The 19,492-nt window shown below is 38.4% G+C and carries 25 protein-coding genes and 1 rRNA gene; 4 read left to right on the top strand and 22 right to left on the bottom strand.

Annotated features, from left to right (window positions below; genetic code table 11):
• The 3 genes from DL897_RS13135 to DL897_RS13125 all read right to left on the bottom strand — a co-directional run.
• Positions 1 to 256, bottom strand: a 16S ribosomal RNA gene (locus tag DL897_RS13135); the annotation flags it as partial.
• 392 nt (positions 257 to 648) lie between these two features.
• Complete coding sequence (locus tag DL897_RS13130; protein ID WP_113659606.1) at positions 649 to 1,068, bottom strand: OsmC family protein; 420 nt, start codon at positions 1,066 to 1,068, stop codon at positions 649 to 651.
• A gap of 19 nt (positions 1,069 to 1,087) precedes the next feature.
• The gene (locus DL897_RS13125; protein ID WP_113659605.1) at positions 1,088 to 1,699 is read right to left on the bottom strand and encodes a stage II sporulation protein M; all 612 of its coding nucleotides are present in this window, start codon (positions 1,697 to 1,699) and stop codon (positions 1,088 to 1,090) included.
• A 202-nt stretch (positions 1,700 to 1,901) separates the two neighbouring features.
• On the opposite strand from DL897_RS13125, the gene pdaB reads away from it, so the two are divergent.
• Positions 1,902 to 2,666 carry a polysaccharide deacetylase family sporulation protein PdaB gene (pdaB, locus tag DL897_RS13120; protein ID WP_113659604.1) on the top strand — a complete coding sequence of 255 codons (765 nt, stop codon included), beginning with the start codon at positions 1,902 to 1,904 and terminating at the stop codon, positions 2,664 to 2,666.
• Between the two features lie 61 nt (positions 2,667 to 2,727).
• Here the strand turns inward: pdaB and DL897_RS13115 are convergent, their stop codons facing one another.
• A complete protein-coding gene (locus DL897_RS13115; protein WP_113659603.1) occupies positions 2,728 to 3,444 on the bottom strand; it encodes a KinB-signaling pathway activation protein in 717 nt (238 codons plus the stop codon).
• A gap of 130 nt (positions 3,445 to 3,574) precedes the next feature.
• Here DL897_RS13115 and gerD point away from each other — a divergent pair, with 130 nt between their 5' ends.
• Positions 3,575 to 4,204 (top strand): spore germination lipoprotein GerD, encoded by a 630-nt coding sequence (gene gerD / locus DL897_RS13110; protein ID WP_168188790.1) that lies wholly within the window; start codon positions 3,575 to 3,577, stop codon positions 4,202 to 4,204.
• A gap of 62 nt (positions 4,205 to 4,266) precedes the next feature.
• Here the strand turns inward: gerD and DL897_RS13105 are convergent, their stop codons facing one another.
• Together DL897_RS13105 and cwlD are read right to left on the bottom strand one after the other, a co-directional pair.
• Complete coding sequence (locus tag DL897_RS13105; protein WP_113659601.1) at positions 4,267 to 5,364, bottom strand: P-loop NTPase; 1,098 nt, start codon at positions 5,362 to 5,364, stop codon at positions 4,267 to 4,269.
• A gap of 43 nt (positions 5,365 to 5,407) precedes the next feature.
• The gene (gene cwlD, locus DL897_RS13100) at positions 5,408 to 6,142 is read right to left on the bottom strand and encodes an N-acetylmuramoyl-L-alanine amidase CwlD (protein WP_113659600.1); all 735 of its coding nucleotides are present in this window, start codon (positions 6,140 to 6,142) and stop codon (positions 5,408 to 5,410) included.
• Between the two features lie 546 nt (positions 6,143 to 6,688).
• On the opposite strand from cwlD, the gene DL897_RS13095 reads away from it, so the two are divergent.
• Complete coding sequence (locus DL897_RS13095) at positions 6,689 to 8,101, top strand: amino acid permease (RefSeq protein WP_113659599.1); 1,413 nt, start codon at positions 6,689 to 6,691, stop codon at positions 8,099 to 8,101.
• Between the two features lie 62 nt (positions 8,102 to 8,163).
• The gene (locus DL897_RS13090; protein WP_113659598.1) at positions 8,164 to 9,549 is read left to right on the top strand and encodes an amino acid permease; all 1,386 of its coding nucleotides are present in this window, start codon (positions 8,164 to 8,166) and stop codon (positions 9,547 to 9,549) included.
• Positions 9,550 to 10,075: 526 nt separating this feature from the next.
• Here the strand turns inward: DL897_RS13090 and DL897_RS13085 are convergent.
• The 16 genes from DL897_RS13085 to DL897_RS13010 form a co-directional block, all read right to left on the bottom strand.
• Complete coding sequence (locus DL897_RS13085) at positions 10,076 to 10,534, bottom strand: hypothetical protein (protein ID WP_113659597.1); 459 nt, start codon at positions 10,532 to 10,534, stop codon at positions 10,076 to 10,078.
• Between the two features lie 129 nt (positions 10,535 to 10,663).
• Positions 10,664 to 11,056: a 30S ribosomal protein S9 gene (rpsI, locus tag DL897_RS13080; RefSeq protein ID WP_113659596.1), complete on the bottom strand. Its 393-nt coding sequence runs from the start codon at positions 11,054 to 11,056 to the stop codon at positions 10,664 to 10,666.
• Positions 11,057 to 11,075: 19 nt separating this feature from the next.
• On the bottom strand, positions 11,076 to 11,513 hold the full coding sequence (rplM, locus tag DL897_RS13075; protein WP_113659595.1) for a 50S ribosomal protein L13: 438 nt from the start codon (positions 11,511 to 11,513) through the stop codon (positions 11,076 to 11,078).
• A 153-nt stretch (positions 11,514 to 11,666) separates the two neighbouring features.
• Positions 11,667 to 12,440: a tRNA pseudouridine(38-40) synthase TruA gene (truA, locus tag DL897_RS13070; protein ID WP_113659594.1), complete on the bottom strand. Its 774-nt coding sequence runs from the start codon at positions 12,438 to 12,440 to the stop codon at positions 11,667 to 11,669.
• Between the two features lie 11 nt (positions 12,441 to 12,451).
• Complete coding sequence (locus DL897_RS13065; protein WP_113659593.1) at positions 12,452 to 13,246, bottom strand: energy-coupling factor transporter transmembrane component T family protein; 795 nt, start codon at positions 13,244 to 13,246, stop codon at positions 12,452 to 12,454.
• On the bottom strand, positions 13,243 to 14,106 hold the full coding sequence (locus DL897_RS13060; protein ID WP_113659592.1) for an energy-coupling factor transporter ATPase: 864 nt from the start codon (positions 14,104 to 14,106) through the stop codon (positions 13,243 to 13,245). Before DL897_RS13060 ends, DL897_RS13065 begins: the two co-directional genes overlap by 4 nt.
• On the bottom strand, positions 14,082 to 14,930 hold the full coding sequence (locus DL897_RS13055; protein WP_113659591.1) for an energy-coupling factor transporter ATPase: 849 nt from the start codon (positions 14,928 to 14,930) through the stop codon (positions 14,082 to 14,084). The genes DL897_RS13060 and DL897_RS13055 overlap by 25 nt, the downstream gene beginning before the upstream one ends.
• A 90-nt stretch (positions 14,931 to 15,020) precedes the next feature.
• Positions 15,021 to 15,410 (bottom strand): 50S ribosomal protein L17, encoded by a 390-nt coding sequence (rplQ, locus tag DL897_RS13050; protein WP_113659590.1) that lies wholly within the window; start codon positions 15,408 to 15,410, stop codon positions 15,021 to 15,023.
• A 24-nt stretch (positions 15,411 to 15,434) separates the two neighbouring features.
• A complete protein-coding gene (locus DL897_RS13045) occupies positions 15,435 to 16,379 on the bottom strand; it encodes a DNA-directed RNA polymerase subunit alpha (protein WP_113659589.1) in 945 nt (314 codons plus the stop codon).
• A 163-nt stretch (positions 16,380 to 16,542) separates the two neighbouring features.
• Positions 16,543 to 16,938: a 30S ribosomal protein S11 gene (rpsK, locus tag DL897_RS13040; RefSeq protein ID WP_113659588.1), complete on the bottom strand. Its 396-nt coding sequence runs from the start codon at positions 16,936 to 16,938 to the stop codon at positions 16,543 to 16,545.
• Positions 16,939 to 16,958: 20 nt separating this feature from the next.
• On the bottom strand, positions 16,959 to 17,327 hold the full coding sequence (rpsM, locus tag DL897_RS13035) for a 30S ribosomal protein S13 (RefSeq protein ID WP_113659587.1): 369 nt from the start codon (positions 17,325 to 17,327) through the stop codon (positions 16,959 to 16,961).
• 18 nt (positions 17,328 to 17,345) lie between these two features.
• Positions 17,346 to 17,459 carry a 50S ribosomal protein L36 gene (gene rpmJ / locus DL897_RS13030; protein WP_009488082.1) on the bottom strand — a complete coding sequence of 38 codons (114 nt, stop codon included), beginning with the start codon at positions 17,457 to 17,459 and terminating at the stop codon, positions 17,346 to 17,348.
• Positions 17,460 to 17,494: 35 nt separating this feature from the next.
• Complete coding sequence (infA, locus tag DL897_RS13025; RefSeq protein ID WP_113659586.1) at positions 17,495 to 17,713, bottom strand: translation initiation factor IF-1; 219 nt, start codon at positions 17,711 to 17,713, stop codon at positions 17,495 to 17,497.
• Between the two features lie 4 nt (positions 17,714 to 17,717).
• On the bottom strand, positions 17,718 to 18,029 hold the full coding sequence (locus DL897_RS13020) for a KOW domain-containing RNA-binding protein (protein ID WP_113659585.1): 312 nt from the start codon (positions 18,027 to 18,029) through the stop codon (positions 17,718 to 17,720).
• Complete coding sequence (map, locus tag DL897_RS13015) at positions 18,029 to 18,790, bottom strand: type I methionyl aminopeptidase (RefSeq protein ID WP_113659584.1); 762 nt, start codon at positions 18,788 to 18,790, stop codon at positions 18,029 to 18,031. Before map ends, DL897_RS13020 begins: the two co-directional genes overlap by 1 nt.
• On the bottom strand, positions 18,787 to 19,440 hold the full coding sequence (locus DL897_RS13010; RefSeq protein WP_113659583.1) for an adenylate kinase: 654 nt from the start codon (positions 19,438 to 19,440) through the stop codon (positions 18,787 to 18,789). The genes map and DL897_RS13010 overlap by 4 nt, the downstream gene beginning before the upstream one ends.
• Between the last annotated feature and the right edge of the window lie 52 nt (positions 19,441 to 19,492).

Raw genomic sequence — 19,492 nt, 5'->3', positions numbered from 1 at the left:
TCACCAACAAGCTAATGCGCCGCGGGCCCATCCCTAAGTGGTCGAAACCTTTTACGATTCGCTCATGCGAGCGAAAAGATTATCTGGTATTAGCCCCGGTTTCCCGGAGTTATCCCAGTCTTAGGGGCAAGTTGCCCACGTGTTACTCACCCGTTCGCCGCTAGGAGTTTTCCCGAAGGAAAACTCCCCGCTCGACTTGCATGTATTAGGCACGCCGCCAGCGTTCATCCTGAGCCAGGATCAAACTCTCAAAAAAGTTCTTAGCGATAGCTTAGTACTTCTTGTCCCGGAATCTACGATTCTGGGGCTACCGCTACTAGTTTGATTGCTCATCAGAATTAACGAGTCATGTTTCACTCTTTAGTTTTCAAGGAACACTTTTAAAATTAATTATTATTAATGACAACCGTTATTATAACATAATAACCAAATCACATCAACACTTTTTTATCGTCTTCAATATATTGCTTCGATGCGACGTTTATTAATATACCATGTTTAAAATATCATTACAAGAGGAATTTTAAAGTTATTTATTTCCATATTTAGATCTTGCATCTCCTAGCAATGGTGGGAATTAGTAATAATCGTCTCACCTATTCTAAAAAGAACAGGTAAGACGATTCTCATCCATCTTATACTCCATTTTTATAGATGATAAGTTTGACCATTAATGTCATAGGTTGCGGACAAATCAGCTTGCAGTGATTGAGCAACTGAACAATATTTTTCTACGGATAACTTTACAGCACGATGCACTTGTTCTTTAGGTAAGTCACCCGTTAAGCGATAGTGCATATGTACTTTTGTAAATCGCTTAGGATAGTCTTCTGCTCTTTCACCACTAACTTCCATCGAAAACGCTTCAACATTCAAACGCATTTTATTTAAAATAAGGACAATATCAATCCCGGAACAAGAGCCAACTGCTGAAAGTAAAGCTTCTGTTGGTCTAGGGCCTGTATTTTCCCCACCTATATCTGGTGCAGCATCTAGAGAGAATGTATGTCCAGAAGGGGTACTCGTTTCGAACTGCATCTTACCTTTCCACTGAATGTCTACTTTCATAAATATATCCTTCCTTTTATCAAGTTATCGACGATACGATTAATGCTGATTCAATGATCGCCGCAAATAAAAGCAACACAATAATCCCAATACAATAAGCAGGTAACCTCTTCAATAACGCTTTCCACTCCATTATACTCTTTTCCCGCTGATTACGTAAAAAGCTTGTAAATGTACGAAAAACACTTAACCCTAATCGTAAACCCATCGCTACAGCTAAGATAAAAGCAGGTAACTCCAAGATTCCATGGGGTAAAATATACTTTACAAAAATCGTCAATGGGTCCTGTCCAGTTTTCAGAGCAGCTTGATTTAATGTAATACCTAAGAGGACACCATTTGTAATAACTCCTATAAATGGAAGAAAGCCAAAGAGCAATCCCGAAGCCAACATGATGAAACTTGCTTGAATGTTATTTAGAAAGAGAGTTATGAACACCTGACTAAACTGTGGATTCTGTTTTGTATTTTTTACAATCTCTAAGATCTGTTGATAAGCTGGACTACTTACCAAAGTCTTTATTAAAGTATCTGCATTGAAGTAGCTATAAATTGCACTTACCAAGAAAATAAGTGCTGCAATAAAAATCATCTGTCTTTCTGCTTGCACTGCTTGCCAAAAACGCCTCATCAAATCCCACCTTTGTGAAAGTCATTCATAACACTCGTCCATATGCATACATTTTATTAGGGGACAGGTTTAAATATGGAGGTCTGTTAGTCCACAAGAAAATTTAAGTTTACAAAGGCGATTCATATAAACATTTCTGCATGACAGTCATCGAATCGCTAGCTCCTTTAAAAATTCAATTTAGAGATCTGGAGGTAAATTTATGAGCTTTTTTTGGGTTTTATCAGGAAAACGCCTAAAAAAAATCGCACTTATTGTCATCGCATTCCTTTTTGCCACAGGTATTTATTATGCTGAAAATAATGATATCCAAGTTTTTTATCCACTATCCAAAGATCCCTCGGCTATTTATAGTGTGAAGACAGATAAAAAACAAGTTGCCCTTACTTTTGACATTAGCTGGGGAGAGGAACGTACTGGACCCATCTTAGATGTATTGCAGCAAAAAGGATTAAAAAAAGCCACCTTCTTCTTATCTTCGCCTTGGGCTGAGACACATCCCGACCTTGTGAAACGTATTGTAGATATGAAATATGAAATTGGTAGTCATGGTCATAGACATGACAATTATAGTTCCTATACAGAAGAACAAATTCGTACACAAATTCAAAAAGCAGATACCATTTTGACCAAATTAACTGGGAAAAAGCCAAATCTCATCCGATTCCCAAATGGTGATTTTGATAAACGTGTTCTTCGTATTTCCGACCAAATGGGATATAAAACAATCCAATGGGATACAGACTCCTTGGATTGGAAAAACCCAGGTGTAGACAAAATTATTAAACGAGTAACTAGTAAAGTACACCCTGGCGATATCATTTTAATGCATGCTAGCGATTCCTGCCGACAAACACATGAAGCACTCCCAGTCATTATCGACCAATTACGTGCCCAAGGTTATGAATTTGTTACCGTTTCTGATTTGATCGCCGGTTCAAATGTAAAAATGGACCCAGTTGAATAGCCATGGTTCTTCTATTCATTATAAACAAAGGTGATTCTTAAGACGAATCACCTTTGTTTTTTTATTTCTTTTTCTTCTTTTTCTTTTTACCTTTCTTTTTAGGAGAATTAATTACTTTATCCGTTTGTTCAGTTTTATTTTCTACTTTCCCTTTTTCCTGCTCTTCATTCTTTTTTGTTTCTGCTGGTACTGTCTGTATAGATGGACGCTTTTTTATCCAACGATGTAAGTTTAAAATTTGCCAAGCATTACAGCTTAATAATGTTAGCACCGTATAAAAAAGATGGGCTAACGGAACTTCTCCTCCTTTTGGTTTAATTGAAGGGATTGCTTCCAAAGTTGTAGCTGCAATCATAAAAAATAAGGCTGGGATAAAAGCTGTAGGTTGCGTCCATTTTACTTTAACTCGTGCTACAATCCACGCTATAACAGCAATCAACAAAGGAACCAGTAAGTGAAGATATAAATCCTTCCCTACAAATTTAGATACAAAAAGATAAGTTAAGCTACCAAGAACAAGTAAAATTAAAAGAACTTGGATAACCTGAAATAAAAGAGCATTACGTACAAAACCGGCACCGAGCCAGTTAAAAATTAGGTAAGAAAAGAAGCCTAATACCGCAACAGAGGCAAACATTGTACCAGTTAAAAGGAGCTTGGTTACATTTCCTAAATGGATATCGGTTATTAGACTAATTGTGCCACCTAAAACAATGCCTAAGATTCCTCCAAGAAGTAAAGTTGAAAAAAACCACCAAACCAATTTTTTTAATGTCATATGCTTTCAACGCTCCTGTTTCATTCACTTCTCTGATTTTAACAAAATCCACTTAAGGTTGACTAGTCAAGCATAAAGAGATAAATAACTTCTCATATTAACAAATAGTAACCTGCAAAACGGAGGTCCGATGACCATGTACCGTAAGTACTTTCTTTTTGTACTTATCCTTATCTTTTCATTAACTTCTTGTAGTTCACCAAGCCCAGAAGCAGGGACAACACCTGATTATCAAAAAACCAAAGAAATGGTACTGGACCTCATTCGTACTTCAGAAGGGAAAAAAGCCTTAAAGGATTTAATGAGTGATCCAGAGTTTAAGCAAGCCATTATTGTTTCAAATCAAGAACTAGAAGAAACCATATCCAAATCCCTTACTAACCAACACACAAAAAAAGAATGGGAAAAGCTCTTATCTAAGCCAAAAGTTGCCGATAATCTAGCCAAAGCAACTGAGAAGCAGCAAAAAGAATTGGTAAAGATCTTGCTTAAAGACCCTGAGTATCAAAAACTTCTTTTAGATATTATGAAAGATCCGGCGTTTTCTAAGCAAGTGATCCAACTACTAAAAAGCCAAGAATTTCGTAAGGAAACCATGAAAGTTATGGAAGAAGCCATTCAAATTCCTAGTTTCCAAGAAAAGTTAAAAAAATTATTTCAACAAGGTGGCCAAAAAGGGGGCGAAGGTGGTGGTGGTGGTGCCGGTGGCGCTGGTGGCGGCGGTGGCGGCGGTGGCGCTACTGGTGGCGGTGGTGGTTAATCCCATCACAGAAAAAAAGGTATCTGGAAGTATCCAGATACCTTTTTATAAGAAAGAAATTATTATTTTCCAGTGTTAGCAATGACTTTCTGGGCTAATTTTTGGTATATACTACCGATTGGATGCTGTTCATTATAAATCGATGGAGAGTAATTTGGATCTTGGATATCTTTTTCTTCGGGTGCTCCTAGCGGAATTTGGGCTAATAACTCTACATTTAACGCTTGAGCTAGCTTCTGGCCACCTCCGCGTCCAAACACATATTCTTTTTCTCCAAGTCTATTTTCATACCAAGACATATTTTCAACAACACCAATTAGATCATGTTTCGTATGAATCGCCATTGCACCAGCACGGGCCGCTACAAAAGCAGCAGTTGCATGTGGAGTCGTTACGATAATTTCTTTACTTTGTGGTATTAACTGGTGCACATCTAAAGCAACATCTCCAGTACCTGGTGGGAGATCCAACAATAGATAATCTAAGTCTCCCCAATGTACTTCACTAAAGAAGTTACGTAACATTTTTCCTAACATGGGTCCCCGCCAAACAACAGGTGCATTATCTTCTACAAAGAACCCCATCGACATAACTTTTACTCCAAAGCGATTAACCGGAATGATTGTACGGTCGATAACAACAGGGCGTTGCTCAATTCCCATCATATCTGGAACACTAAAACCATAGATATCTGCATCAATAATCCCTACCTGTTTTCCTTCACGTGCTAAAGCCACTGCTAGGTTAACTGATACAGTTGATTTTCCAACGCCACCTTTTCCACTCGCAATTGCAATAAACTCAGTCTTAGATTCCGATGAAAGAAGAGGAGAAATAGACGAAACTCCAGAATTCACTTTTGTTTGGTCTGTTTGTCGTTCATTACGTAATTGTGCAGCAAGTGCAGCTCTTTCCTCATCTGTCATCGCTCCAAAGCGAACATGAACTTCCTTTGCACCTAAATTGCGAATGGCTTCTTCTACATCTTCTTGAATTTTGAGCTTCAATGGACAACCTTGAACTGTAAGAATAACATCCAATGAAACGCTCAATCCATCTATCTGGATATTTCGAATCATATTTAGCTCAACTAGGCTCTTATTGAGCTCAGGATCCTTCACATTGCTTAATACTTCTAGTATTTTTTCTTTTGTAATCATTGACGAGAACACCTCGATGATAAATTCAAATTTATGCATCTTATTATAACGCAAATTCCAACGCTTTTTTACCTGAATAATAATCCAAAATTCCATAGTAAATCGCAGCAGCTATTTTTTCTTGATATGAACTAGTAGATAAAAGCATAGCTTCTTGATGATTAGATAGAAATCCTGCTTCAACTAAAGCAGTAGGGACTGGTGATTGTTTCAACACAAAAACATTATGAATAGGCTTGGGAACACGTGTTGTATTCCCTAAATATTTGATAAGACTCGACTGTATAAAGGTAGCTAACTTTTTATTTTCATCACGTACTGGATAATAAAAAGTTTGTGCTCCATTCCAAACTGCAGAAGGATAAGCGTTCAAATGAATACTAATAAATGTATCTGGTTTGATTTTTTTTACCAACTGAATTCGTCGAATCAAATCTTGGGTCTTTCGTTTACTTAGACGATTTGTTTCTGAGTCAGCTAAATCCATATCCTTTTCTCGTGTCATCACAACTTTAGCTCCACTTTGAACTAGATAGTCTCTTAAATAGCTACTAATCTTCAATGTAATTTCCTTCTCAATAATTCCGTATTTACTAACGGCTCCGCCATCTGGGCCACCATGTCCAGGATCGATAACAATAACCTTACCAATTAGTGGTATTTTGTTTGCACTCCATACTGGTTGAGCCATCTCCACATATGTAAATAAAGCGATACTGATTCCAAATATCACCCAACTTATATACCGTAATAACTTGTAACCAAACGTAACTTGCATATTTTGTCCCCTCACTCAACTCTTTTTCCTCTTTAGTATGCTCAGATAGTAAATATATATGGGACAAGTTTAAAAGTAATGAAGGCTTTTTACTTATTCAGATGGATATGATAATATTTCACCCCTACTTATAGTAGATGAGGGTATTTTCAGCGAAAAATAATAAAAATACAGCTTTAAGAAATTTTTAATACATGTTTTATTCATTGCGCTAACCAAACACAATAAAGCAACGAGCAGAGTATACTTTATATTTTCTTTAAAAATATATTATATTTATACATAAAATTAGATAATTATTACCAAAAATTATATTTTATGTTGATAAATGTATATATATTATACTAAAATAAAATCATTAGATTACGAGAAAAGACCGAGAAAGCGCTTTCTAGCATAGGTTTATGTAATAAGTGAGTGAGACCAAACGATGTGGCAACCTACAATCACTATTATAAATATAGAGTCCTGTATTTATAAAGAATGATATAAAATAAAAAGCCATCATTCGCTACTCACTTTTCAAGACAGTAAGGAGGCTGACCAATGGAAGAGCAACAACTTAAGCGATCCTTAAAGCCAAGACATATCTCAATGATTGCATTAGGTGGCGTGATTGGAACCGGATTTTTTTTAGGAACAAGCCAGATTATCCATCAAGCAGGACCTGGTGGAGCCATCTTATCATTTACTGTTGGTGGTTTGGTTATGTTTTTAATCATGCTTTGTTTGGGAGAATTAGCAGTAGCTATGCCGGTATCTGGTTCTTTTCAAAGGTATGCGAGTATGTTTATTGGCCCAGCCACTGGATTTATGGTTGGGATCATGTATTGGTTAAATTGGGTTGCAACTATTTCTCTCGACATTACTTCTATGTCTGAACTAATGAAACGGTGGTTTCCTCATTCCTCATCATGGATATGGATTATTACTTTCTCAGTCTTAATTTTTATCATTAATGCACTTTCAACACGTAGTTATGGTGAAAGTGAGTTTTGGCTAGCAGGAATTAAAGTTGTCACGATTGTTCTATTTATTATTTTAGGAGGAGCAGCACTATTTGGACTTATCTCTATGAAAGATCAATCCGCTCCAATGTTTTCTAATTATATGAATCATGGCGGCTTATTCCCAAATGGTCTATCTGCTGTTTTTCTAACTATGATTGCAGTGAACTTCTCATTTCAGGGTACAGAAATCGTTGGTATTGCGGCTGGAGAAAGTGATCAACCTGAAAAATCAATTCCACGTGCTATTCGACAAACAGCTTGGCGTACAGTCCTTTTCTTTGTTCTTGGAATTACAATTCTCGCTGGGCTGATCCCTTGGACTGAAGCAGGAAAAGTAGAAAGCCCTTTCGTAGTAGTATTTGATAAAATTGGGATTCCTTATGCTGCTGATATTATGAACTTTGTTATTATCACAGCCCTTTTCTCAGCAGCTAATTCTGGTTTATATTCATCTACCCGAATGATTTGGTCTTTAGCTCAAGAAAAACTAGTAAGTCCTCGCCTAGGTAAAGTAAATCAACGGGGTGTACCATTTACAGCACTTGCTTTTACTTTTGCAATCTCGATTTTAGGCTTACTTACCAACCTCGTCTCTCCTGAAAAGGCATTTGCTTGGTTATTAAATGCAGCTGCTTTAGCAGCACTAGTAGGTTGGATTTCTATCCCACTTTCTCAATTTTTCTTTCGGAAACAATATCTTTCTGAAGGCGGAAAAATTGAAGAATTGAAGTTCCATACACCATTTTATCCTGTAGTACCTATTCTAGCTTTTGGTTTCAACTTCATTGTTTTGATTAGTTTGATCTTTATTCCTGAGCAGCAACCCGTATTTATTGGCGGTAGTATCGCAATTGTATTATGTTATCTATACTATTTTATCTTTATAAGAAAGCGTATCGACAGATCTGTCTACAATAGTAAGAACATCCATAAAAAAGCTCATCGATAATAGCTACTTCAGTATTCCTGTTATATTTATCAAACGTACTTTCAAATAGATGGAGGTCATTTATGGAAAATCAACAGTTAAAACGTACTCTTAAACCAAGACATTTATTTATGATTGCGTTAGGAGGCGTTGTTGGAACAGGTTTCTTCCTAGGAACTAGTCAAACCTTAAATCAGGCTGGACCTGGTGGGGCGCTTTTAGCCTATACTTTTGGTGGTCTGGTTATGTTTATGATTATGCTTTGTTTAGGTGAGCTTGCTGTAAGCATGCCAGTATCTGGATCTTTCCAAGCTTATGCTAGTAAATATATCGGTCCAGGAACTGGATTTACCGTAGGAATGATGTATTGGTTTAGTTGGCCACCAACAATAGCTCTGGATATTACTTCAATTTCAGAAATGATGAAACGATGGTTCCCACATACTCCATCATGGATTTGGATTGTACTTTTTGCCTCTTTACTCTTTATCATTAATGCTGTTTCGGCTCGAAGTTTTGGTGAAAGTGAGTTCTGGTTCTCCAGTATCAAAGTGATTACCATTATTCTCTTTATTATCTTAGGGCTAGGAGCTTTATTTGGACTAATTCCAATGAAAGGGTATACAGAAGCACCCATGTTATCCAACTACACAGCTCATGGTGGTTTCTTCCCACATGGAATTGCTGCCATTCTCCTAACGATGATTACGGTTAACTTTTCTTTCCAAGGTACAGAAATGGTTGGCATTGCTGCCGGAGAAAGTAGTGAACCCGAAAAGACCATACCACGTGCCATTCGTCAAACAGCTTGGCGTACTGTTATTTTCTTTGTTTTAGCCATTGCTATATTAGCAGGTTTAATGCCATGGACCGAAGCCGGAAAAGTCGAAAGTCCTTTTGTTTGGGTTTTTGATCGAATTGGTATTCCTTATGCAGCAGATATTATGAACTTTGTTATTATAACCGCACTATTCTCTGCGGCAAATGCTGGACTATACTCATCAACTCGTATTATTTGGTCAATGTCAAAAGAAGGACTCGTTAGTTCTGCACTTAGTAAAGTAAATAAACGTGGAGTCCCTATCGTTTCTCTGATCTTCACATTCTTTTTCTCGATTATCGCATTACTTACCAATCTATATTCACCGGAAAAAGCATTTAATTGGCTGATTAATGCAGCTGGAATGGGAGCTATTATCGGTTGGATGTCCATTCCACTATCGCTTCTTTTCTTTAGAAAACGTTATTTAGCTCAAGGAAACAAACTTGAGGATTTGAAATTCCGTACACCGCTTTATCCATTCTTACCAATTGTAGCCTTTATACTAAACCTTATCTTCCTTTTTAGCCTTCTCTTAGTAGAGGATTTAAAAGTAATTTTCTATGGTGGTAGTGTAGTGGTCATATTATGTTATATTTACTACTTCCTATTCCTACGAAAAAAGAAAAATCGAGTTGGTAACTTATAAAGAGTAAGTTAATCCAAAGGTAAGTACAAATCTACTTGTGCTTACCTTTTTTAATTCCTATCCATTTTTATTATTATCAATAAACGCAAACAATTAAATTGCCAATGAATTAAGTGATCGAAACAAAATGAAAAGATCCAGCAATGGATGAAATGGACTTTAGCTACTATTTATGGTGAGGACAACTGCCTTAAGCATTTTTGTAGCTTATGATTACTGATTAATCAAAGAAAAAAAACCCTTAGTCAACTGATAAACTAAGGGCTTTTTTGGTCTCTCTATTATTATATTATCACTACAAATATGCCTATTTATAAACATAAATCCTCTCCTAGCAAGGAAAAAAGTAGTCTTTTTAGTAAATCATAATTACTCCTAAGGTTGATAGTTTACTACTTACAAATACTGAATGCCCATCTTTAAATTGTATACAAATATTTTATAAAAGGAGAAAGAGTTTATAAACTCTTGTTACACAGATTGGATAGATGATGGTAAAGTGACAAGGAGTCGTTAAAAACCTCTGCTAACGGATATTTAATTTAAGTGCTACTTTAATTCCTTGAATAAACCAACCTTGAAATATATCCTCAAATAAAAAATATATACTTTGACTGTTCCATTCTTCCATCCAATAAAATATTGCGAAATCATTGATTGTCTCTTGAATCAATTCCTCACCAAGTTTTTTATAAAAATGTAAGTAAACCGTATTCCAATCTACTTCTTGTGATAAACCTCGTTTCAAAGACAGTGCCTTTTTAGCCTCGACCATTCCTACCGCATAAGCCTCAAAAATTAAACGGTAAGCCATTTCTAATAAGATAATCCGTTTTTGATCAGAGAGTGAACGGATAATAGGCTCTAAAGCTTCATTACGAAAGCTTTCTACTTCATCCCAAGGAAAGGTACGCAGAGCCTCTACACGCAACTTTTCTTTCCGCTCACTATACTTCTGTTCAAAATCGATAATTTCTCCACTCATAACAGCTTCTCCTTTGGTGTAATCACTTTCTAAATACCATTGTAGACAATTTTATTTAAAGCATACTTGAAAAATAGAAAAAGAAAAAACCCTCGGCCAGCGAGGGTTGGTAAATGAGTATGCAAGTCGTTAACGCTTAGAGAACTGAGGAGCGCGACGAGCTGCTTTAAGACCATATTTTTTACGTTCTTTCATCCGTGGGTCACGGGTTAAGAAGCCTGCTTTTTTGAGAACAGGACGAAGCTCAGGATTTACTTTTAAAAGAGCGCGAGCGATACCATGACGAATTGCACCTGCTTGTCCGGTAAAGCCTCCACCATGAACATTAATTAATACATCATAGCGACCTAACGTATCCGTTAATACTAATGGCTGACGTACAATTGCTTTTAAAGTTTCAAGACCAAAAAACTCATCCAAATTGCGACCATTTACTACAATCCGGCCATCTCCGGCAACCAGACGCACACGCGCAACGGATTCCTTACGGCGACCGGTTCCATAAAACTGAACTTGTGCCACGTTTCAAAACCTCCTTTAATTATCCGCGCAGTTCTAACTCAACAGGTTGTTGAGCTTGATGTGGATGTTCAGAACCAGCATATACTTTTAATTTCTTTAATTGTTGACGACCTAAGCTATTTTTAGGCAACATACCTCTAACAGCTAATTCAATCATACGATCAGGACGTGTTGCACGTAGATCTCCAGCTGAAATGGATTTTAATCCACCTGGATAACCGGAGTGACGATAATAGAATTTATCGTTTAACTTTTTACCAGTTAATTCAACTTGCGAAGCATTAATCACAATAACGAAGTCACCAGTATCCACATGTGGAGTAAATTGTGGTTTATGTTTTCCACGAAGAATTTTTGCTACTTCAGATGCTAAACGACCTAAGGTTTTCCCTTTAGCATCAACCACATACCATTTCCGTTCTACTTCAAGCGGTTTTGCCATATATGTGGTACGCATGTAGTTCCCTCCTCTATCAATAAACGGAAGTATTCCGTATATGATTATTAAGATTGATGATATTGCGCCGAACATGTTTCCACCGGGGCAAGGTGTGGAAAATACCAAAAGTAATCATATCCTAAATTAGCCGTGATGTCAATTTTATTTCCACTACTTACAAGAAAAATGTGTTGCCGAATCTTGCCAAGGGACATATCCAACTTGCAAGAGAATCAGACCTTCTGGTGGAAAAGTAGGTCCAGCTTTCGTACGATCTTTCGCAGCTAAAATCTGAACAATCTCTTGTGCTGAACGTATTCCTCTTCCTACCTCGTATAAAGTTCCAGCAATAATACGAACCATATTATATAAAAAACCATTACCTGTAACTTCAATCAATATACTATTAGACTCTTTAAGGATCTGGCAATCATAAATAGTCCGCACGCGATCCTCAATGACTGTCTTTGCAGAACAAAAAGAGGTAAAGTCATATGTGCCTAGTAAAAGTTGTCCAGCTTCTTGCATTGCCTTTGTATCAAGTACAAATGGACGATGTGTATAAAAACGCCGCATAAATATATGTGGGATCCTACTTGTCTCGATTTGATACCGATAAGTTTTCCAGTAGGCACTTTTACGAGCATGAAAATCGCAAGGTACCTCCTCACAAGATTGAACCACGATATCACGAGGTAGAAGGCGACGTAGTATATACAAGTACTTATCAACCGGAATCGGACTATTGGTTGAAAAATGACAAACCTGTCCTAAAGCATGTACACCTGCATCGGTTCGTCCAGAACCATAAATCTGTATTTCTTCCCCAGTCAACTGACTCAAAACTTTTTCCAAAGTTCCTTGAATCGTTCGCTTATCCGGCTGGCGTTGAAAACCCGAAAAGTCGGTTCCATCATATGCAATTACCAGCTTGATCTTCTTCACTTCTACTACCCCTATTCTCTTAAAAGACAAATCCCCAGCACAAGGAAGGCAAAAATAATAACAAGTCCGAGATCTTTGGTTGAAAAATGAAGTTCTCGAAGTTTAGTTCGATTGATTCCACCACGATAGCATCTCGCTTCCATGGCTAATGCCAAGTCTTCAGCACGTCGAAATGCAGAAATAAATAAAGGAATGAGGACAGGAATATAGCTCTTGACTCTACGGAATATGTGACCACTTTCAAAGTCAGCCCCACGAGCCATTTGTGCCTTCTTAATTTTTTCTGTTTCATCCCAAATTGTAGGAATAAATCGAAGTGCGATGGACATCATCAACGCAAACTCATGTGCAGGTAAGCCAAAGCGAGTAAAAGGATGTAGCATATTTTCTAAACCATCTGTTAAATCCATAGGAGAAGTCGTAAATGTAAGCAGTGAGGCTGTCAAAACGAGTAGAATTAAACGTAAAGAAATAAAGACAGCTTGTCTTACACCTTCTTCATAAATCGTTAGAAAAGAAAAATGAAATAAAACTTGCCCACCCTTTGTTAAAAATAAATGAAATAAGATCATAACCAAAATGAGAAAAAGGATAGGTTTTAATGAAGCGGAAAAAATTCGAAGTGGAATCTGTGATAAATAAATAGTACAAGCTGAAAAAAACAATAGAAGACCATAAGAAGCTATATTGTTAGCAAAAAAAACTAAAATCATATAAGCAAAAACAAAAGCTAGTTTTGCTCTGGGATCTAGCTGATGTATCAGTGAACGGCCAGGGACATACTGTCCAATCACCAACTGGTTCACAAGCTCACGACCTTCTTCAATCGCTCAATTAAATGATTCTCTAACTCATTCATTGAAAAAATATTAGTTGGAATGGGTGGATGGATCTGGCGATTCAATTGATTAATAAGGCGAGTAATATCGGGTAAATCCAAGGCAAACTGAACAAGATGATCTTGTTCCTTAAATACATCCCCAGGTGTCCCTTCTAACTCACAGGTACCCCTTGCTAGCACAAAAAGATAATCGGCAAATCTAGCAGCATCATTCATATCATGGGTAACTAAAATAACTGTCATTTGCCTTTCTTTATGCAGCTTGGAAATGGTATTTAAGAGTTCAGATTTTCCATGCGGATCAAGTCCTGCTGTCGGTTCATCTAATATTAAAATCTCTGGAGATAAGGCTAGGACTCCCGCAATCGCCACACGACGCATTTGTCCTCCACTAAGCTGAAACGGAGAGCGATCACCTAATTCGGGGCTTAAACCGACCATCTCCATTGCCATTTGAACTCTTTCTGTGACTTCCTTTTCAGATAAGCCTTGGTTTCGAGGACCAAAAGCAATATCTTTCACGACTGTCTCTTCAAATAATTGATGTTCTGGATATTGGAATACAACACCGACATGCTTGCGAACAGCCAATCTCTCTTTGCTATTTGGTGTTAGATGATAAGATCCAATTTGGATATTTCCTGAAGTAGGAGACATCAAGCCTGCAATAAGTTGGATGAGTGTGGATTTTCCTGATCCTGTTTGCCCAAGAATAGCAACAAAAGAGCCACTAGAAATTTGCATATTCAGGTCTTGAAGCGCTTGCCTTTCAAAAGGAGTCCCTGGCATATATATATGATTTAAGTTTTTGATAACAATTTCCATATCTGCATCACCAGATCCTCCGTTGATTTAACATGATCAGTCAAAGGAATTCCGCGTTTTATCAAACGCTGATGTAATTGGACAGGAAGTGGTACCTCTAATCCCCATTTTTCTAAATTGATTGATTGCTTATAAAGCTCATCACGAGGTAAATCCAACTGAATTTGGCCTTTAGCGATTACCAATATCCGTTTGGCTAGAAAAGCTTCTTCTGCGGAGTGTGTAATATGAACGACGGTAGTTCCGCTCTGATGTAAGCTTGCAATCAAGTTAAGAACTTCTTTACGCCCCTGAGGATCTAACATGGAAGTTGCCTCATCAAACACAACTACTTTAGGCTGCATAGCTAAAATACCAGCAATACTTAAGCGTTGCTTTTGTCCACCAGATAGATAATGGGGTGCACTTTCCTCCATCCCAGAAAGACCAACAGCTTCTAATGCTCTAGAAATACGCTTTTGCATTTCCGAACGTGGAACACCTAAGTTTTCTAGACCGAAAGCGACATCATCACGGACTGTGGTGGCTACAATCTGGTTATCTGGATTTTGAAATACCATTCCTACAGTCTTACGTATATCCCACAAATTTTCTAGTGTTGTTGTAGCTAAACCGGCAATCTTGATCTCGCCTTGATTTGGTAATAATAGTCCATTAAACATACGGGCTAACGTGGATTTTCCAGAGCCATTTGGACCAATGATGGCTACATATTCCCCTATACCAATAGAAAGGTTGATATCTCTTAAGACAAAATACTCTACAGATGGATCTTCTCCTGGATACTTAAACCACACATTTGATACTTGAATGATTGGTTCCATAAGATCTCCCTAAAAGAAAAAAGGGTAAATGTCAGGACCGGCCCGGATCCTGCCCTCACCCTTTGATTAAAACAAAAGAAAAACATAACCTTATTTAACCAGTTCTATAAATACCATCGGAGCACCGTCACCACGGCGTGGCCCAAGTTTCAAAATGCGTGTATAACCACCATTGCGCTCCTTGTATCGTGGTGCGATTTCATCAAATAATTTTTTAACTGCATCCACTTGCTGATGTTTAACTTCTTCACCATCTTTAACGGTATGAGAACGGAACTTACGAACATATGCAGCCGCTTGACGACGTGCATGTAAGTCACCACGTTTACCTAATGTGATTAGCTTTTCAGCAATAGAACGTACTTCCTTCGCTTTAGATTCCGTGGTTTCAATCCGTTCATTAATGATTAGATCTGTAACTAAATCACGGAATAAAGCTTTACGTGCTGCAGAATTTCTACCCAATTTTGCGTATGCCATCGTACTCCCTCCCCCTTCGATAATTTAGTCGTCTTTTCGCAAGCCCAAACCAAGCTCTGCAAGCTTTTCTTGAACTTCCTCTAAAGACTTACGTCCAAGGTTACGAACCTTCATCATATCTTCTTCTGATTTTTGTGTAAGCTCTTGTACAGTGTTAATACCAGCACGTTTGAGACAATTATAAGAACGAACGGAAAGATCAAGCTCTTCAATTGTCATCTCCATGACTTTCTCAGTCTTATCTTCCACAGGTTCTTTCATGGTATCCGTAATTTGTGCTTCTTCAGTGAGCCCAACAAAAAGCATCAAATGATCATTTAATATTTTTGCCCCTAAGCTTACAGCTTCATCAGGCATTAAACTACCATCCGACCATACTTCTAGGGTTAATTTATCATAGTTTGTCACTTGCCCAACACGTGTATTTTCTATTTGATAATTAACCCTTTCAATTGGTGTATAGATGGAATCAATTGGAATCACACCAATAGGTTGATCTTCGCTTTTATTTTTATCAGCAGAGACATATCCACGGCCTCGATTAGCTGTCATCCGCATACGTAAACTTGCATCATCAGCGAGAGTCGCAATATGCAAGTCAGGATTGAGGATTTCTACATCGCTATCCGCCCGAATATCAGCAGCGGTCACAGCGCCTCCTCCACTAACATCAATCTCTAAAACTTTTTCCTCGTCCGAATGGATTCGTAAAGCTAACTTTTTTAAGTTTAAGATGATTTCCGTTGTATCTTCCACAACGCCAGGAATCGTGGAGAACTCATGTAAAACTCCATCTATCTGAATGGATGTTACCGCCGCGCCGGGTAAAGAGGAGAGCAGAATACGGCGTAAGGAGTTACCTAGTGTCGTACCATATCCACGTTCCAAAGGTTCTACCACAAACTTCCCGTAACGATGATCCTCACTGATTTCAACCTTTTCAATCTTTGGCTTTTCAATTTCAATCACGGCTCGCAAACCCTCCTTCGAAACGTCGCGTTCCGGACAAGCTCTTCCAGCAAAAGGGAGAACAGATTTAATAATATGGTTCTTTTTTACAGGACTAGTCCTATCCAGTATATACAAACATCTTCCAAGTTAAACCTAGGAAGCCTTCAAAAAGCAGGGTGCATTATACACGACGACGTTTAGGTGGGCGGCAACCATTATGAGGAATTGGTGTGACATCTTTAATTAAGCTAACTTCTAACCCTGCAGCTTGCAAACTGCGGATTGCAGCTTCACGACCAGCACCCGGACCTTTAACTAATACTTCTACAGATCTCATTCCATTTTCCATCGCAGTTTTTGCAGCTTGTTCTGCAGCGATTTGTGCTGCAAATGGTGTGCTTTTACGACTTCCTTTAAAACCAGCTGTACCTGCACTAGACCATGCTACAGAATTACCACGAGGGTCAGTAATAGTAATAATGGTGTTGTTAAAAGTAGAGCGGATATGTGCAACGCCAGATTCAATATTCTTTTTGGCACGACGTTTCACACGTTGTGTAGCTTTACGCTTTGCCATAGTATTTCCCTCCTTATCTATTATTTTTTCTTATTCGCTACTGTACGACGAGGACCTTTACGTGTACGAGCATTTGTTTTAGTTCTTTGACCACGAACAGGTAAACCACGACGATGACGAATACCACGGTAGCTACCAATCTCAATAAGACGTTTGATATTTAAAGCAATCTCTCTACGTAGATCACCTTCTGTTAAAACGTTTTTATCAATGTAGCTACGTAATTGATTAACTTCTTCTTCTGTTAAATCACGAACCCGAGTATCAGGATTTACTCCTGTAGCACTTAAAATTTCTTTAGCTTTTGCCCGTCCAATTCCGTAGATGTAGGTTAAAGAAACTTCTACGCGCTTCTCACGTGGTAAGTCAATCCCAGCAATACGTGCCATTTACACTACACCTCCTTATTAACCTTGTCTTTGTTTATGCTTAGGGTTTTCACATATTACCATAACTCTTCCTTTGCGACGAATCACTTTACACTTCTCGCAAATGGGTTTCACCGATGGTCTTACTTTCACTTCGGCTACCTCCTGTCTTTTCCCTTTCAGGTTGGTTATTTATAACGATAAGTGATACGTCCCCGGGTTAAGTCGTATGGTGAAAGTTGCACTGTCACTTTATCTCCTGGCAAAATGCGGATAAAGTGCATACGAATCTTGCCAGAGACGTGCGCAAGTACCTCGTGACCGTTTTCTAATTTAACCTTAAACATGGCATTAGGTAAAGGTTCTTGAACGATCCCTTCCACTTCGATCACATCTTCCTTGGCCATCGATTCACTCTCCTTTCTGCTCACTATTTTGCTGGAGCAGGTATTGGTTTAGGGCGTACCGTAACATCGCATCAGGCACACGACCGACATCCTTCAAAACGCGAGCGATTTCTTCCACAACTATTCTCGTGGGTTGAATATGCTTCACATTTTTCTTTTTCGGACGGTCCGCTTTACGCTGATCTCCATCAGCCAACCAAACAAAATGTGGTTCTTCGAAATCAATGACAATTGCATATGACCCAGCAATACGGCCACGTAGTACCTGGACAATCTGCCCTAACTTAGGATGATTGTCCGTCACTGTCACGTCCATCACCCTTCACCCATCGATGCTGTAGTTAGAATCTCATAGCCTTCTTCCGTGATCGCGATGGTATGCTCAAAATGGGCACATAAAGAACCATCTGTGGTCACAACCGTCCAATCATCATCAAGTGTTCGTACATAGCGACTACCAGCATTGATCATCGGTTCAATGGCCAATGTCATGCCACGCTTAAGTCTAGGACCTCTCCTAGGTAAGCCATAGTTTGGAACACTAGGTGCTTCATGTAAGCTTTGGCCAATGCCGTGTCCGACATATTCACGAACAATTGAAAAGCCTGCATTTTCGGCTACCGTTTGAATTGCATGAGAGATATCTCCAAGTCTTGCACCCGGCTTTGCTTGTTCTAAACCTTTATACAACGAAGCTTCAGTTACTTCAAGTAACCTCTTTGCTTCCTCAGAAACATTTCCAACAGGATAAGTCCAAGCAGAATCCCCATGATATCCATCATAACAAGCGCCAATATCCAAAGAGATAATATCCCCGTCTTTGAGTTTTCTCGAACTCGGAATACCATGTACAAGCTCTTCGTTGACAGATGTACAAATACTTCCTGAAAACCCATTATAACCTTTAAAAGAAGGAGTTGCACCATAACCTCGAATAACTTTCTCGGCAATTCGATCCAATTCCTTCGTAGTGATTCCCGGATGAATCGCTTTTTTTAATTCTTGATGGGTTAGATATACAATCTTGCCAGCTTGTCTCATAATCTCTAATTCTTTTGGCGATTTTATAACAATCATTTTAAATTCCCTCGAATTAGTGACAAAATTGTATGGGTTACTTGATCAATTGGCTGTTGACCATCTACACGTTTAAGGGTTCCAGTAGACTGATAGTAATCTAAGAGATGCTTTGTTTGTTCCATGTTGATTTTTAAACGGTTTTTAACAGTTTCTTCACGATCATCGTCACGTTGATATAGCTCTGCACCACAGCGATCGCAAATACCATCTTGTTTTGGTGGTGCAAAAACAAGATGATAAGTAGTTCCGCACTGACGACAAATCCGACGTCCAGTCAAACGTTTAATAAGTTCATCTTCATCAACATCAATGTAGATAACATGATGCAAATTACGATCTAACTCCTTTAGTAGTTCATCAAGTGCTTCTGCTTGTGGTACGGTGCGAGGAAAGCCGTCTAATAAAAATCCATTCGCACAATCATCTTTACTGAGACGCTCACGAACAATACCAATTGTGACACGGTCAGGAACAAGCTGCCCTTGATCCATAAAAGACTTAGCTTCAATTCCAAGAGGAGTTTGTTCTTTCACAGCTTGTCGAAACATATCTCCTGTTGAAATATGTGGGATTTTTAACTCAGCAATGATGTTAGAGGCTTGTGTTCCTTTGCCAGCTCCAGGTAATCCCATTAGTACGATATTCAAGCGTCATCCCTCCCGGTGTCATTAGCCTACCGGCAGTCCGCAGTAAGCAAAG

This window comes from Thermoflavimicrobium daqui (assembly GCF_003313465.1).
GTDB classification, from domain to species: Bacteria; Bacillota; Bacilli; order Thermoactinomycetales; family Thermoactinomycetaceae; genus Thermoflavimicrobium; species Thermoflavimicrobium daqui.
Note: the sequence above shows the minus strand (reverse complement) of the source record. Positions and strands in the feature narration are given on the sequence as shown.